Annotated in this window: 10 protein-coding genes, 2 pseudogenes and 1 riboswitch; of the genes and pseudogenes, 5 read left to right on the top strand and 7 right to left on the bottom strand. The window is 68.7% G+C overall.

Features of this window, described 5'->3' with window-relative positions:
• Positions 1–250: 250 nt before the first annotated feature.
• Positions 251–448, top strand: a riboswitch (cobalamin riboswitch).
• Positions 449–585: 137 nt separating this feature from the next.
• Positions 586–2,854, top strand: a pseudogene (gene metE / locus IBJ82_RS01320) (5-methyltetrahydropteroyltriglutamate--homocysteine S-methyltransferase).
• A gap of 71 nt (positions 2,855–2,925) precedes the next feature.
• Here the strand turns inward: metE and IBJ82_RS01315 are convergent.
• The 3 genes and pseudogenes from IBJ82_RS01315 to IBJ82_RS01305 all read right to left on the bottom strand — a co-directional run bounded on the left by IBJ82_RS01315 (position 2,926) and on the right by IBJ82_RS01305 (position 6,507).
• Positions 2,926–4,068, bottom strand: coding sequence for a bifunctional 2-methylcitrate synthase/citrate synthase (locus IBJ82_RS01315; RefSeq protein ID WP_194824128.1), 1,143 nt, complete (start codon positions 4,066–4,068; stop codon positions 2,926–2,928).
• 2 nt (positions 4,069–4,070) lie between these two features.
• Positions 4,071–4,985 (bottom strand): methylisocitrate lyase, encoded by a 915-nt coding sequence (gene prpB / locus IBJ82_RS01310; protein ID WP_194824127.1) that lies wholly within the window; start codon positions 4,983–4,985, stop codon positions 4,071–4,073.
• Positions 4,985–6,507, bottom strand: a pseudogene (locus tag IBJ82_RS01305) (MmgE/PrpD family protein). Before IBJ82_RS01305 ends, prpB begins: the two are co-directional and overlap by 1 nt.
• A 381-nt stretch (positions 6,508–6,888) precedes the next feature.
• On the opposite strand from IBJ82_RS01305, the gene IBJ82_RS01300 reads away from it, so the two are divergent.
• Complete coding sequence (locus IBJ82_RS01300; protein ID WP_174562667.1) at positions 6,889–8,313, top strand: short-chain fatty acyl-CoA regulator family protein; 1,425 nt, start codon at positions 6,889–6,891, stop codon at positions 8,311–8,313.
• A 6-nt stretch (positions 8,314–8,319) separates the two neighbouring features.
• Here the strand turns inward: IBJ82_RS01300 and recG are convergent, their stop codons facing one another.
• Complete coding sequence (recG, locus tag IBJ82_RS01295) at positions 8,320–10,578, bottom strand: ATP-dependent DNA helicase RecG (RefSeq protein ID WP_194824126.1); 2,259 nt, start codon at positions 10,576–10,578, stop codon at positions 8,320–8,322.
• A complete protein-coding gene (locus tag IBJ82_RS01290; protein ID WP_370585195.1) occupies positions 10,579–12,432 on the bottom strand; it encodes a DAK2 domain-containing protein in 1,854 nt (617 codons plus the stop codon). It abuts the gene before it with no gap.
• A 308-nt stretch (positions 12,433–12,740) separates the two neighbouring features.
• Between IBJ82_RS01290 and rpmB the strand changes: the two genes are divergently transcribed.
• From rpmB to IBJ82_RS01275, 3 genes are all read left to right on the top strand, one after another.
• Positions 12,741–12,932: a 50S ribosomal protein L28 gene (gene rpmB / locus IBJ82_RS01285; protein WP_039799620.1), complete on the top strand. Its 192-nt coding sequence runs from the start codon at positions 12,741–12,743 to the stop codon at positions 12,930–12,932.
• A gap of 96 nt (positions 12,933–13,028) precedes the next feature.
• Positions 13,029–13,529: a GNAT family N-acetyltransferase gene (locus IBJ82_RS01280; RefSeq protein WP_194824125.1), complete on the top strand. Its 501-nt coding sequence runs from the start codon at positions 13,029–13,031 to the stop codon at positions 13,527–13,529.
• A 93-nt stretch (positions 13,530–13,622) separates the two neighbouring features.
• Positions 13,623–14,411, top strand: a complete 789-nt coding sequence (locus IBJ82_RS01275; RefSeq protein ID WP_194824124.1) for an enoyl-CoA hydratase/isomerase family protein — start codon at positions 13,623–13,625, stop codon at positions 14,409–14,411.
• Positions 14,412–14,598: 187 nt separating this feature from the next.
• On the opposite strand, the gene IBJ82_RS01270 is transcribed toward IBJ82_RS01275, so the two are convergent.
• Entirely contained in the window at positions 14,599–14,850 is a 252-nt protein-coding gene (locus IBJ82_RS01270) for a hypothetical protein (RefSeq protein WP_062986963.1), read from the bottom strand.
• Between the two features lie 49 nt (positions 14,851–14,899).
• Positions 14,900–15,583, bottom strand: a complete 684-nt coding sequence (locus tag IBJ82_RS01265; RefSeq protein WP_062986904.1) for a uracil-DNA glycosylase — start codon at positions 15,581–15,583, stop codon at positions 14,900–14,902.
• Between the last annotated feature and the right edge of the window lie 10 nt (positions 15,584–15,593).

The raw sequence follows: 15,593 nt of genomic DNA, 5'->3' as shown, positions 1-15,593 counted from the left end.
AAGGTGGCTTCGCAGCAATCTTCACACCGCACACCCGCCCACCTGCGAAGTTGCGTTCATCAGGCCGTCACATCTCACCGCGCGCAGACGCCCGCGGTGCGCGTGGTCGACCTCGGCGCAACCGCAGGTCACGGCCATGTTCGCCACGGGGCGGTGTCCCGCGCCCCCGTCGAGGGCCTATGCTGAGGGCGCAGCTGGTTCGCCCGCGCGGTGGAAGAGTCGGAGCCCCGACCTCCCGCGTAGGCGTCGAAACCCGGGTGCGGATCATGTTCCGCACCGGGTGAGAGGGAACCCGGTGAGAATCCGGGACTGTCCCGCAGCGGTGAGCAGGAACGACCGCCGTCATCAGCACTGGGCATCATGCCTGGGAAGCGACGGCCAGTAGGTCGGTCGATCACACGACCGGTGCCCGCGAGTCCGAAGACCTGCCGACTGTGCCGGATACGCCGTATCCGGCGGCCACCGCCTCGTGGATCGGGCGCGCGGACCACCGATGCCGACCTGTCGTACCTTTCGCGACCGTGTCCGGCCCTGTGGCGTGTGCCCCGCGAAAAGGCGACAGCTCTCCCTGCACGACACTGGAGAATCTCCGTGACTGTTTCGCACACCCCTTTCACCGCAACGGTTCTCGGCCTACCGCGAGTGGGCCCGAACCGGGAACTCAAGCGCGCCACCGAGTCCTACTGGGCGGGCCGCGCCGATGCTGCCCACCTGCACGCGGTCGGCCGTCAGCTCCGTCGAGCCCAGCTCACCGAACTGGCCGCGGCGGGACTCGATTCGGTGCCGGTGGGCACCTTCTCCTACTACGACCAGATGCTCGACACCGCCGAATTGCTCGGCGCACTGCCGCCGCGCGTCGCCGGAATCGCCGATCCGCTCGACCGCTATTTCGCGGCCGCGCGCGGCACCGACACGGTCGCTCCGCTCGAGATGACCAAGTGGTTCGACACCAACTACCACTACCTGGTGCCCGAAATCGATGCGACCACCACCTTTTCACTGCATCCCGGCAAGTTGCTGACCGAACTCGACGAGGCGATCGAGCTCGGCGTCGCCGCACGTCCGGTGGTGATCGGTCCGATCACCTTCCTGAAGCTGGCCAAGGCCGCCGGCGGTGCCGCGCTCGAGCGTCTGCCCGAGTTGGTGCCGCTGTACCTCGACCTGCTGGCCCAGCTGGCGGATGCGGGCGCGCAGTGGGTACAGATCGATGAGCCGGTGCTGGTCACCGACCTGACCGAGGCGGAGATCGCCCTGGTCGGCCAGACCTACAGCGCGCTGTCGGCCGCGCAGAACCGGCCCGCGATCCTGGTCGCCACCTATTTCGGGCATCCCGACGCCGCCCTGGCGGGGCTGGCCGAGACCGAGATCGAGGGTGTCGCTCTCGATCACCGCGGGCGCCGATCTCTCGACGGTCGCGGCGCTGCCCGCCCTGGCTCGCAAGCTGCTGGTGGCGGGCGTGGTCGACGGCCGCAATATCTGGCGCGCCGACCTCGATGCCGTCCTCGGCACCCTGGGCACGCTGCTCGGCAGCGCCGACGCCTTTGCGGTGTCGAGTTCGTGCTCGCTGCTGCACGTGCCGTATTCGCTGGCCCCCGAGACCGGACTGGACGAGCGGCTGCGCTCGTGGCTGGCTTTCGGCGCCGAGAAGGTCGACGAGGTGCGCGTCCTGTCCACCGCGCTCACCGCGGGTGTCGACACCGTCGCCGACGAACTGGCCACGGCCCGCGCCGCCGCCGACTCACGCCGGACCGACCCGCGGCTGCACAACGAGCAGGTCAGGGCCCATTTGGCCGCGCTCGACGAGAACGACCTCACCCGCTCCCCCGCCGACGAGCGTCGCGCCCTGCAGCGCGATCACCTCGACCTGCCGGTACTGCCGACCACCACCATCGGCTCCTACCCGCAGACCTCCGCCATCCGGCTGGCCCGCGCCGCGCTGCGCAAGGGCGAGATCGACCAGGCCGAGTACGTCCAGCGGATGCGGGCCGAGATCGCCGACGTGATCACCCTGCAGGAAAAGCTCGGTCTCGACGTGCTGGTGCACGGCGAACCCGAACGCAACGACATGGTCCAGTACTTCGCCGAACTGCTCGACGGTTTCGCCGTCACCGACGCGGGCTGGGTGCAGTCCTACGGCACTCGCTGCGTGCGCCCGCCGATCCTGTTCGGCGACGTGACCCGGCCCGAGGCGATGACGCTGTCCTGGATCGGGTACGCCCAGTCGTTGACCAGCAAGCCGGTGAAGGGCATGCTCACCGGCCCGGTGACCATCCTGGCCTGGTCGTTCGTCCGCGACGACCAGCCGCTGGGTGAGTCGGCCCGCCAGGTCGCGCTCGCTATCCGGGACGAGACCGTCGACCTGGAAGCCCAGGGCACGCGGATCATCCAGGTCGACGAGCCCGCCCTGCGCGAGCTGCTGCCGCTGCGTGCCGCCGAACAGCCCGCGTATCTGCAGTGGTCGGTGGATTCGTTCCGCCTGGCCACCGCCGGGGTCGCCGACACCACCCAGGTGCACACCCACCTGTGCTATTCGGAGTTCGGCGAGGTCATCTCGGCGATCGCGGGCCTCGACGCCGATGTCACCTCGATCGAGGCGGCGCGCTCGCACATGGAGGTCCTCGACGATCTGAACGCGGCCGGTTTCGCGCTCGGTGTCGGGCCGGGCGTCTACGACATCCACTCGCCGCGGGTGCCGTCGGTCGAGGAGATCACGGCCTCGCTGGCCGCGGCGTTGAAAGCGGTTCCGGCCGAGCGTCTCTGGGTGAACCCGGACTGCGGACTGAAGACTCGCGGACCGGTGGAGGTCGAAGCGTCGCTGCGGAATCTGGTGACGGCCGCCGCGGCACTGCGCTGACCGACCGGATCAGTCCATAGACCACTGCCCCGGACGAAAGATCTCCGTCCGGGGCAGTGTGGTCGGGCGACTCAGCTCGCCCGGGCGACCGGAACCGGGCGCTGCGCCACGCCGCGATACTCCGACAGCGGCCGGATCAGCGCGTTGGCGGCCGACTGCTCGGCGATATGCGCGGTCCAGCCGGTGATCCGGCTCATCACGAAGATGGGCGTGAACATCTCGATATCGAAGCCCATCAGGTAGTAGGCCGGACCCGCGGGGAAGTCGAGATTCGGCGCGATGCCGGTCGTGTCGTCCATCGCGGCGGCGAGTTCGTCGTACATCCGAACCCAGTGCTGTCCACCGGTCACCGCCGCGACTTCGTCGAGGGCGGCCTTCATGGTCGGCACCCTGGAGTCGCCGTTGCGATACACGCGATGCCCGAAGCCCATCACTTTGCGCTTGGCAGTGAGTGTTTCGGCGACCCAGACCTTCGCGAGCGCGGGATCAGCGATCTCCAGCATCGTGTGCATCACCGCCTCGTTGGCGCCGCCGTGCAGGCGACCCTTCAGCGCGCCGATCGCCGCGGTGATCGCGCTGTACATATCCGAGCCGGTGGAGGTCACCACGCGCGCGGCGAAGGTCGAGGCGTTGAACCCGTGCTCGGCGTAGAGGATCAGGGAGATCTCGAACGCGCGCACGATCCGCGGTTCCGGAACCGCGCCGAAGCACATGTACAGGAAGTTCTCGGCGAAGCCGAGCTGGGAGTGCGGTGCGATCGGGTCGAGCCCGCGCCGCCTGCGCATCGCCGTCGCGATCACCGTCGGCAGCAGGGCGGTCAATCGCAGTGCGGCGTCCAGCCTTTCGCGCTCGCTCTCGCTTTCCGAGGCGGCGTCCTCGGTGCCCAGGTAGCTCACGACCGTGCGCACCGCGTCCATCGGATGGCAGGTGTCGGGCATCTTCTCCAGCAGCGCGAGCACCGACCGGTCGATCCGGCGCTGGGCGCGTTCTCGCTGGCAGAGCAGTTGCAGCTGACCGTCGTCGGGGAGTTCGCCGTACCACAGCAGGTAGGCGACCTCCTCGAAACCGCACCGCGCGGCCAGGTCCTGCACCGGGTAGCCGCGGTAGGTCAGCGAGTTGGTCTCGGCGACCACCTTGGAGATGCTCGTCGTGTCGACCACCACCCCGGCCAGGCCCTTGGCGATGACGGATTGCGTTGCGTGTCCACTGGTCATGCTCACTCACCCACCGTGAAATCGAAGATGCCGGAGTCGAATTCGTTGTAGTGCCGGTAGCCGAGCAGTTCATAGAGCCGCGACCGGTGCTGCATGCGGTCAAGCAGCGCTGATTGTGTTCCGGCCGTAGCTATTTCGCGCAGGCCGTCTTCGATCGCGCCCATCGCCAGTCGCAGCGTGGTGACCGGGTAGATCACCGCGTTGTAGCCGAGATCGGTCAGTGTCCGCGCGCTCAGCAGCGGGGTCTTGCCGAATTCGGTCATGTTCGCGAGCAGCGGGATATCCACGGCGGCCCGGAACTTCGCGAACTCGGCTTCCTCGGCCAGGGCCTCGGTGAAGATCAGATCCGCGCCCGCGTCGGCATAGGCCTTGCTCCGCTCGATCGCCGCGTCGAGACCCTCGATCGCGCGCGCGTCGGTGCGGGCGCAGATCACGAAGTCCGGATCGCGGCGCACCGCCACGGCGGCGCGGATGCGGCGCACCATCTCGGCGGTGTCGACGACGGCCTTGCCGTCGAGGTGTCCGCATCGTTTCGGGTTGACCTGGTCCTCGAGATGACATCCGGCCAGGCCGGCGTCTTCGAGCAGGGTCACCGTGCGGGCCGCGTTCATCGGTTCACCGAAACCGGTGTCGGCGTCGATGAGCACGGGCAGATCGGTGGCACGCGCGATCTGGCGGCCACGTTCGACGACCTCGGTGAGCGTGGTCAGGCCGATATCGGGCAGGGCGAGCTCGGCCGAGATCACCGCGCCCGATACATAGACGCCCTCGAACCCGATCTCCTGGATCAGCTTGGCCACCAGCGGGTTCACCGCTCCGGGCAGTTGTTGCAGCCGACCGGAAGCCAGCCAGGCACGAAAGGTCGCGCGCTTCTGCGCGGCGGTGGTGTGCGCGGCGAGCAGTCCCGAAACAGTCATCAGAACAGCCCTTCCCGCGCGGCGGGCAGCCGGTCGAACAGCGCGGGGTCGACCGCGAAGCTCAGCTGATCGAGCGCACCCGCGCCGAGTTTGGTGTGCGCAGGGCGGCATCGAGGAAGCGGTCCTGTTCGGCGCGCGTGACCACACCCTCGGCGAGAACGCGGAACTTCTCGACGTACTGCTCGCGCGCGAACGGCCGCGCGCCCAGCGGATGCGCGTCGGCGACCGCCAATTCGTCGACGATCACCTCGCCGTCGTCGAGGGTCACCACCGCGCGGGCGCCGAAGGCCTTCTCGGCCGGATCGGTCGCGTGATAGCGGCGGGTCCACTCGGGATCCTCGACCGTGGCGATCTTGCGCCACAACGCCACGGTGTCGGACCGCTGGGCACGCTCGGGCGCGTAGGAGCGCTCGTGGTGCCAGGTGCCGTCCTGCAAGGCGACCGCGAAGATGTAGGGCAGCGAGTGGTCGAGGGTCTCGCGGCTGGCGTGCGGATCGAACTTCTGCGGGTCACCGGATCCGGTGCCGATCACAGAGTGCGTGTGATGGCTGGTGTGCAGCACGATCGAGGCGATACGGGCGGTATCGGTGATCCGGTCGCGCAGTCGACGCGCGAGATCGATCGGGGCCTGGCTCTGGTATTCGGCCGAGTGCTCCTTGGTGTAGCTGTCCAGAATGGCGCGCTTGGCCTCGCCAGGACTCGGCAGCGGCACCTGATATTCGGCGTCCGTGCCGCCGAGCAGCCACGCGATCACTCCGTCGGCGCCCTCCCAGATGGGCGCGGGCGCACCTTCACCGCGCATCGCCCGGTCGACCGCCTCCACAGCCATCTTCCCGGCGAACGCGGGCGCGTACGCCTTCCAGCTGGAGATCTCACCCTTGCGTGACTGCCGGGTCGCGGTCGTGGTGTGCAGCGCCTGCCCGACGGCGTGGTAGATGGTTTCGGGGTCGAGCCCGAGCACCGTACCGATGCCGGCGGCGGCCGAAGGGCCGAGGTGAGCGACGTGGTCGATTTTGTGTTCGTGCAGGCAGATGGCGCGAACCAGGTCGATCTGGATCTCGTAGCCGGTGGCGAGACCGCGGATCAGCTCCGCGCCACTGCGCCCCGCGTGCTGGGCGACGGCCAGAATCGGCGCGATGTTGTCGCCCGGATGTGAGTACTCCGCCGCGAGAAAAGTGTCATGGAAGTCGAGCTCGCGCACCGCCACCCCGTTCGCCCATGCCGCCCACTCGGGCGAAACACGTTGCGCGCCGGGCAGTCCGAACACGGTGGCGCCGGGGCGTGACGAGGCGGCGGACAGCGGATGCGCCGAGGCCTGCGCGCGGGCGGTACGGACCGGACCGCGCAGCATTGACGCCGCGGCCACCGCGGCATTGTCGATGATTCGGTTCACGATCATCTCGGTGACCTCGCCGGACACCGCCACCGGATCGGCAGCCACCTCCGCGATCAGCGTGGCTAGATGCTGCGACCGCGGGAAGTCCTCGGCGGCCCCGACGCTGCGCACGATATGGGTTTTCACTGATCCTCCGATTCCAGCCGGTCGATCCCAGCCATAGTTCGCACGCTACGCATCGGAGCAACCACTGGATATGGGCTGAACAAGCGTATTTTTGTGTGCGATGGACGACAGATCAGCAACTATTGCGAAGATTCTCGATCGGCCTCAAATCGGTGATACCGAAGCGCTATGGTGATTTTCTCCCGGCGAACACGTGGGACCGACCCGTCGTCGCAGGCGATGATTCCGTCGTCGCGAGCGAGATTTTCCATGCCCCCGTCTACCCCTTCGCATGTTACGCACGGGTAGTCACAGGTAAAATCCCTTGCAGGACTGGACTTCTCCCGAGGCATTCGCCACTTTCAGCAAACATTGCGAACAGCTCGCGTTAGGATCTGCGGCGTGCGGAAGATGTACGCGGGGGCCAGGCTACGAAGGCTGCGCGAAGAACGGCGGATGACTCAGGCAGCGCTCGCGAAATCGCTGGACCTCTCACCCAGCTATCTCAATCAGCTGGAGCGTGATCAGCGTCCGCTGACCATTCCCGTTCTGCTGAAACTCAACTCGACCTTCGACCTCGACGTGCAGTTCTTCGCCGCCGACTCCGATGCGCGGCTGGTCTCGGACCTGCACGAGGTACTGGTCGAAGCCGCGGGCGGCGGCGATACCGCGCCGATCACCGAGGTCGAGGAACTGGCGACCAGGCTGCCCGAGGTGGCGCGCATCGTGATCGCGATGCACCGGCGGCTGCGCGCGGCCACCGACCAACTCGACCTGCTGTCCTCGCGCGTCGACACGCCCGCGGGCGCGCCGGGCACACCCATGCCGTACGAGGACGTGCGCGACTTCTTCTACGACCATCGCAACCACATCTCGACCCTCGACCACGCCGCCGAGCAGCTGTTCGAGGAATCCGGGCTCAGCATCGGCTCGCTGGATCGTCAGCTGGCCAGGATCGCCGAGGAACGCGCGGGCGTCACGGTGCTGGTGCGCGGGGACGGCGCCGACCCCGCCATCCCGAAACGCCACTACGACCCCGACACGCGCACCCTCACGCTCGCCAGGCGACTGCGCCCGGGGCAGCGTGCCTTCCAGATCGCGACCACTCTCGGTCTGCTGCTCTACGGCCGCGAGATCGACAACGTGCTCGCCGAATCCCGGGCGCTCACCGGCGAATCCCGCACGCTGGCCAGGGTCGGGCTGGCCAACTACTTCGCCGGGGCGTTGATCCTGCCCTACGGGCGGTTCCTGCGCTCGGCCGAGGAACTGCGCTACGACGTAGACCTGCTCGCGCTGCGTTTCGAGGTCGGTTTCGAAACGGTCTGCCATCGGCTCAGCACCCTGCAGCGGCAGGGTCAGCGCGGTGTGCCGTTCTTCCTGGTGCGCACCGATCGGGCGGGCAATATCTCGAAACGGCAGTCCGCCACCGCGTTCCACTTCTCCCGCGTGGGCGGCAGTTGCCCGCTGTGGGTCACCCACGAGGCCTTCGCGCACCCCGGCCGCATCCTCACCCAGGTCTCGGAGATGCCCGACGGGCGCCGGTATCTGTGGATCGCGCGCACCACCCCCGCCGCCGCGCAGGGGTTCGGGGCGGCGTCGAAGAACTTCGTCATAGGGCTCGGCTGCGATATCGAATACGCCGACCGGCTGGTGTATTCGCAGGGGCTGCAGTTGGACGATCCCCAGGTGGCGGTGCCGATCGGGGCCGGGTGCAAGGTATGTGAGCGGCCCGCGTGCCCACAGCGCGCGTTCCCGCAGATCGGGCGTCCGCTGGCCGTGACCGAACACACCAGCACCGACCTGCCGTACCCGCGCGTACCTCGCTGACCTCGTCTAGGACTTGGCGAGGTATTCGATGCGTTCGCCGTCGACGGCGGCGGACATCATGCCCGCCAAGCCCGGATGGTTCACCAGACCGGGGTCCTCGGCGACGACCTGGCGAGCGAGTTCCTGTGCGGCGGTGATCACCTCGAGGTCGTCGAGCAGCGAGAGCAGGCGCAGCGACCGGGCGGTCCCGGACTGCGCCGAACCGAGGACATCACCTTCGCGACGCTGGCGCAGATCGAGCACCGAGAGTTCGAAGCCGTCGGTGGTCGCCGCCACCGCCTCGAGCCGCGCCATCGCCGTGCCGCCGGGCGCGGCATCGGTGACCAGCAGGCACAGGCCGGGATGCTTGCCCCGGCCGATGCGACCGCGCAACTGGTGCAGCTGACTCACGCCGAAGCGGTCGGCGTCGACGATCACCATCACGGTCGCGTTCGGCACGTCGACACCGACCTCGACGACGGTGGTGCAGACCAGGACGTCGATCGCGCCGTCGTTGAATTGACGCATCACGTCGTCTTTTTCGTCGGAGGGCAGCCTCCCGTGCAACAGGCCCACGCGCACACCGGCGAGCGGACCGGCGCCCAGCGTCTCGTACATCTCGACAGCGGCCGCGGTGGTGGGGCCTTCCTTCTCCGCCTTCTTGCCCTTGGCCGGTGGCGCGTCCGGGTCCTCACCGATGCGCGAGCACACGACATAGGCCTGTCGGCCCTGGCCGACCTCCTCGACGATGCGTTCCCAGGCGCGATCCACCCAACCCGGATGCAGTTTGCGCGGAACGACTTTCGACACGATCGGCGAGCGACCCTTGGGAAGCTGGGTGAGAGTGGAGGTTTCGAGGTCGCCGAGGGTGGTCATCGCGATGGTGCGCGGGATCGGCGTCGCTGTCATCACCAGCAGATGGGGGCTGATGCCGTCTTTCGCCTTGGCACGCAACGCATCTCGCTGCTCGACGCCGAAGCGGTGCTGTTCGTCGACCACCACGAGACCGAGGTCGTAGAACGCGACCGCGTCCTGGATGAGCGCGTGGGTGCCGATGACGATGCCCGCCTCACCGGTCATCGCGTCCAGCAGCGCCGCCTTCTTCGCGGCCGTCGACATCGATCCGGTGAGCAGGACGACCTTGGTCGAGTTCTCGGCGGCACCGAGTTCGCCCGCGTTGCCGAGGTCACCGAGCATGGCGCGCAGCGACCGATAGTGCTGCGCGGCGAGGACTTCGGTCGGCGCGAGCAGCGCGCACTGGCGGCCCGAGTCCACCACCTGCAGCATGGCGTTCAGCGCCACGATCGTCTTGCCCGAGCCCACCTCGCCCTGCAGTAGCCGGTGCATGGGGCGGGTACGCGACAGGTCTTGCGAGATCTCCGCGAGCACCTGCTGCTGCCCTTCGGTGAGCTCGAAGGGCAAACGTTCGTCGAAGGCGGCGGCGATTCCCTCGGTCGACGGCGGACAAGCCGGGGCCGTGCGGCCCTCCACCTCGTGACGGCGCTCGGCCAGCACGAGCTGGAGTGCGAGCGCCTCGTCGAAACGGAGCCGGTCCCTTGCCTTCTCGATGTCCAACTTGTGCTCAGGTAGGTGGATCAGGCGCAATGCTTCCGACAGCGGGAGGAGTTGGCGTTCTTCGCGCAGGTCGGCGGGCAGCGGGTCCTCGATGGGGTCGAGCTGGTCGAGCACCTGGCGGATGCAGGCTAACAGGTCCCAGCTCTGGACCTTGGCGGTCGCCGGATACACGGGAACGAATTCGCGTTCGAAGAACGAGGCATCCACTCCCCCCGCGCCTTTCGCGCTCTGCGCGAGGCCGCGCAGCGCACCGCTGCCACGCACGGACGTGAGTTCCTCCACGCCGGCTTCCGGCTTGTCGGGCAGGATCAGGTAGTCGGGGTGCGAGAGGTTCCAGCGGTCGGGGCGCCACCAGTGCACGGTGCCCGACATCATCGCCCGCACACCCTCTTTCACCAGATAGCGCACCTTGTCGCCATTGAAGAAGGTGGCCTCGAGCGGGCGCTGGGCGCCGGTGTCGAGCTGCACCTTCAGCAGCGAGCCACGGCGGTTCTTCATCGGGCGCAGTTCGGTTTTCGCGATGCGGCCGATGACGGTGATGTGCGCGCCCTCTTCGGGTTCCTCCTCGGTGAGGGGCTGGCCCTGAGTCGCGTAGCGCACCGGATAGTGGCGCAACAGATCCTCGACGGTGGTCATGTCGAACGCCTCGGTCAGCCGGTCGGCCGCCTTGACGCCGAGCACGTGGTCGAGCCGGTCACTCAACGTCGCCATCTACTCGACCCCTATCTGCACCAGATCCGCCTGCTGTCCACCGGAATACACGACCACCTCGACACCGGGGAAACCGGCTCTCACATGATCGGCGAGCACCTGCGCCAACTCGGGTCCCGCGTCGGCGCCCATCAGCAATGTCACCAATTCCCCACCGAGACCGAGCATTCGGTCAAGCAGGAGGCTTCCCGCGCCGACCACATCGGGGTCGATCACCACCACATCGTGGCCGACCAGACCCAATCCGTCGCCCGGAGAACACATTCCGACCATCGTCAGCGCCCGCACCCGTGCCGCGCGCAGCGCACCCCACCGTGTGGTCGCCGCCGCCTCCGACATCGCGAACGCGTCGTCGACCGCGATCCGCCCCCGATCGTGCACGGCCAGCGCCGCGAGGCCCTGCACCATCGACGCACTCGGCAGCAACAACACATCACGCGACCCGTCACGCGCGGCCGCACCGACCGCGACGAGTTCCTGCGCGGGCAAGGCCCCGTTGGGCAGGACCAGCACCTCACGATTGGGCATACCGCGGATCGCCCGCAGCAGGGTGCTCGTGTCGAGCTGCCGATCCCCCCGCAACACCACCGCGCCCGCGTCCTCGAACAGGCGCGCGGCGGCGGCACCGCCCACCACCGCCAGCACGCCGCGGTCCGCGTCGGTGGCGGCGACGTCTCGGTCCGCGAGTCCGGGTGGCCGGTCGCCGTCGTGGTGCGTGCGCGACTCGATCGTCACGGTGTCGACGTGCGCGTGGTGGGTGAGGCCGAGCGCGTCGGCGCCGTGCCCGTGGTTGCCGCTGTGGGGCGCGGTCACCGCGAAACTCTCGATCCGGATGCCCGTCACGGTGCCCACCGCGAGGCCCGCCTCGATGGCAGCCCCCGCGTCGCGGCAGTGCACATGGGCCGACCAGGTGGTCGCACCGTCGCCGACCACCACCACGGAGTCACCGAGCACCGCGAGCCGGTCCCGCAGCCCGCTCGCGGCCGTGTCGTCGGTGCCGGAGATCACGTACATGACCTCGAAGTGCGGATCGGCGTCCTGATCCCGGTGATCGTTGTCGACGCGGGCGTCGGCGGTCCGGCGCTCGTGACCGTCCGCCATCGCGCGTCGGCTGTCCGCTTCGTCGTCGTGACCGATCTCACCGGGGTCGCTCTCGTCGTGTCCGTCGACCGGTCGTCGATGCGGCCCGTGGTCGGGTCGTTCGCCCCGCGTGTACCTGACCCGCTCGGCCGGTTCACCGCAGACTTCGGCCACGAGACAGTCCAGCAACACCAGCAGTCCCCGCGCCCCGGCGTCGACCACCCCGGCCGCGCGAAGCACACCCAGCTGGGCCGGCGTCTCGCTCAACGCGCGCGCGGCGCCGTCGGCGGCGCAGCGGGCCACGGTCACGAGGGACTGATCGGCCGACTCGGCCGCGGCGACAGCGGCGCGGTCGAGCACGGTCAGGATCGTCCCCTCGACCGGGGCACTCAGCCCCGTGCGGACCAGCACCGCCGAGCGCCGCAGTGCCACCTGCAGGCGTTCACCGGTCAGCGGACCGGCGGTGACCGCCTCGGCGATGCCACGCAGGACCTGGGACAGGATGATCCCCGAGTTTCCCCGCGCGCCCGTCGTCGCGCCGCGGGCCAACGCCTGCGCGATCAGATGAGCGGAAGGCGTGTCGTCGGTGATCTGATCGGCCGTCGCGACGGCCGCTCGCATGGTGGCGAGCAGATTGGTACCGGTGTCGGCGTCGGCGATGGGGAACACGTTGAGCGCGTCGATCTCGGCGCGGCGTAGTTCCAAGTCGGTGCGGCAACCGCGAGCCCAGACCAGCAGATCGGGGCCGTCGAGAGACTCCCGCACGTGCGACACCGCCACCTCGCTCTCCCCGTTCTGCGTGCTCGCGCGCCGATGCACGCACGCCAGGTTAGCGCCAGCGACCGACAGCGCTATGCTGACCTCGGAAGGGCCCTCATCCGGGCTACGCTCGGCATGTCGACCGGGATACCCCGGTTTGGAAGTTCGAGGCCCGGCCCGCTAGTCTTGCAGGGTTGCCTCGTGCGGCCCACGTGGGTCTGCGCTGGCCGACATCAGTCGGCAAGGCATTTGACGACATCAGTTTCCGGTTCAGCGGGCATACGTGCGCCGCTGTCCGCTTATGACATGAAGGAGCTCGCGACATGGCTGCCGTTTGCGACGTCTGCGCCAAGGGCCCCGGTTTCGGGAAGTCGGTCTCGCACTCGCACCGGCGCACCAACCGTCGCTGGAACCCGAACATCCAGACCGTGCGTGCGCAGGTTGCCCCTGGCAACACCCGCCGGATGAACGTGTGCACCTCCTGCCTGAAGGCGGGCAAGGTCGCCCGCGGCTGATTTTCAGCCCGTACATTCTGCCGACAGTGCCCCGGCACCCCTCGCGGGTGACCCGGGGCTTTGTCGTACAACGGCCGAGCGTCGAACGGGCTCGCCGTGGCTGACTGGCGAATCGCGCCGCTGACGGCGAGCAGAGTCACCGAACTCGCCGCCTGCCACATCGCCAGCTGGCGCGAAGCCTACGGAACGCTCGTCCCCGCTCACATCCTCGACGGCTTCGACCTCGAACGCTCCGCGCTCACCTGGGAACGTCGTCGCGCCGACGGCATCCACCAATTGCCGGTAGCGCTGGTCGGCGACCGGCTGATCGGCTTCGCCTCCGGGACGAAGTCGTCCGTACCCGGTCTACAGCCGGGACGGTCGGTGTCGGCCGAGGCCGAACTCGAAGCGCTCTACGTGCGCAGCGCCTGGCACGGCACCGGTATCGCCGACGCTCTGATCGAAGCCGCCGCCCCCGGATCACCGTGCACCCTGTGGGTCTTCGCCGACTATCCGCGCGCCCACGCCTTCTACCGCAGGCACGGCTTCACCGACACCGGCACCCGCCGAACCGATCCGTTCACCCTGCTGCCCGAACAATTGTGGCGCCGCGACTGACAAACGCTGCCGCCGTCGCACCGGGGGCGTACCTCCGGCCGTGCGCAAAGGCTGCGGAACGCCGCGCGTGCGGGCCCGATTAAGGTGACGCCCATGAGTACCACCGAACCGGTCCTTGCCGCCGAGGTCATCGACGGCGTCCTGCAGCTGACCATCGCCACCGCCGCCGCAGGCACCTCGATGGATTTCGACCTGATCAACGCGGGCACCGCCGCCCTGCGCGCACTCGACCCGTCGGTCGGCGCCGTGCTGCTCACCGGCGCCGGCGCGAACTTCTGCGCGGGCGGCAATGTCCGCAATTTCGCCGCGTCCGATGACCGCGGCGCCTACCTGCACGAGCTGGCCGACCAACTCCACGATTTCGTCCGCGCGCTCGCGGACGCCCCCGTCCCCGTGATCGCCGCCGTGCAGGGCTGGGCGGCGGGCGCGGGCATGAGCCTGGTCTGCGCCGCCGACATCGCGATCGGTGGCCCCTCGACGAAACTGCGCCCCGCGTACCCCGGCATCGGCCTGTCCCCCGACGGCGGCATGTCCTGGTCGCTCCCCCGCATCGTCGGCCGGAGCCGGGCAACCGAGATCCTGCTCACCGACGCCGTACTCGACGCCGAAGAGGCCGTGCGCCTCGGCGTCCTGAGCCGCACGGTCGCGGACGAGGACATCCGCGCCGAAGCGTTCCGCGTAGCGCAGACCTTCGTCACCGGCCCCCGCCCCACCTACACGGCCATGAAAAAGCTGCTGGCCCAGTCACCGACGGCAACATTGGACCAGCAGCTGGACGCCGAACGCGACAGCATTTCAGCCGCCGCGAACAGCGACACCGGCCGCGAAGGCGTCGATGCCTTCGTCGGCAAGCGCAAGCCGAACTACGTGGGACTTACTTAGAACTCACCAACTCCCGCGACTGAACTGACCAACCCCGGCGCGACCAACGCCACGCCGGGACTCAGCCACCACGGGTTTTCGGCCGCCTCGCATCCGAAGGGCGAGACGGAACGCCGAAGGCGCAGTATCGCCCTTCGGATGCGAGGCCCTCAGGGCCGAAAACCCCGCGGCGCCAGCCGCCGATAACTCAGCAGGCAGCGCCGAGGGCGCTGAAGGTGTTCTGCAGCAGGCAGGTCACCTTCGCGTTCACGCCGGAAGAGATGGTGGAGGTGCCGGTGGAGGTCCATTCCTCGCCGACCTGGGTGGTGGCCACCGGGGCGGCCTGCTCGTCGTAGGGCTCGAGCTGCAGGCCTGCGGCGGTGGCCGAGCCTGCGCCCGCGGTGATAGCGGCGGCCACGGCGGCGGTCGCGAGGGCAGCGCGAACGGTGGAGATGTGCATCGGGTTGTGCTCCTTCATCATTCTCTTCTGGTGCGGGCGACGCCCCGGGTCAGGGCAGCCGCCAGTCGACAGGGTCGGCGCCGAGTTCGTCGAGCAGTTCGTTGACCCGGGAGAAGGGTCGTGAACCGAAGAACCCGCGCGAGGCGGAAAGCGGTGAGGGGTGCGCCGATTCGACGTAGGGCACCTCGGCGGCGACGAGGGTGGGCTTCAGCGAGCGAGCGTCGTTGCCCCACAGCACGGCTACGAGCGGCTCGTCGCGGGCGACCAGCGCCTGGATCGCCTGCTCGGTGACCGCTTCCCACCCTTTGCCGCGATGAGAGGCGGGCGCGCCGGGGGCGACGGTGAGTACTCGGTTCAGCAGCAGCACACCCTGATCCGACCAGGGGCTCAGGTCACCACAGGTCGGGGTATCGAAGCCGAGGTCTTTGCTGTATTCGGCGAAGATGTTGGACAGGCTGCGCGGCACCGGCGAAACCTGTGGGGTGACAGAGAAACTCAGTCCCATCGCGTGGCCGGGCGTGGGGTACGGGTCCTGGCCGACGATGAGCACGCGCACCGCGTCGAACGGACGCTGGAAGGCGCGCAGCACGTTCTCCCCTTCGGGGAGGTAGCCGCGGCCTGCCGCGTTCTCTTCACGTAAGAACTCGCCCATTTCGCTGATGCGGTCGGTGACCGGCTCCAGTGCCCGGGCCCAGCCCGGATCGATGATCTCCGACAGTGGTTTGGCACCCATGACCGCACAA

Source organism: Nocardia sp. XZ_19_231 (genome assembly GCF_015355705.1).
GTDB lineage: Bacteria > Actinomycetota > Actinomycetes > Mycobacteriales > Mycobacteriaceae > Nocardia > Nocardia salmonicida.
The sequence above is the reverse complement of the archived record's forward strand: the minus strand, read 5'-3'. Positions and strand labels throughout refer to the sequence as shown.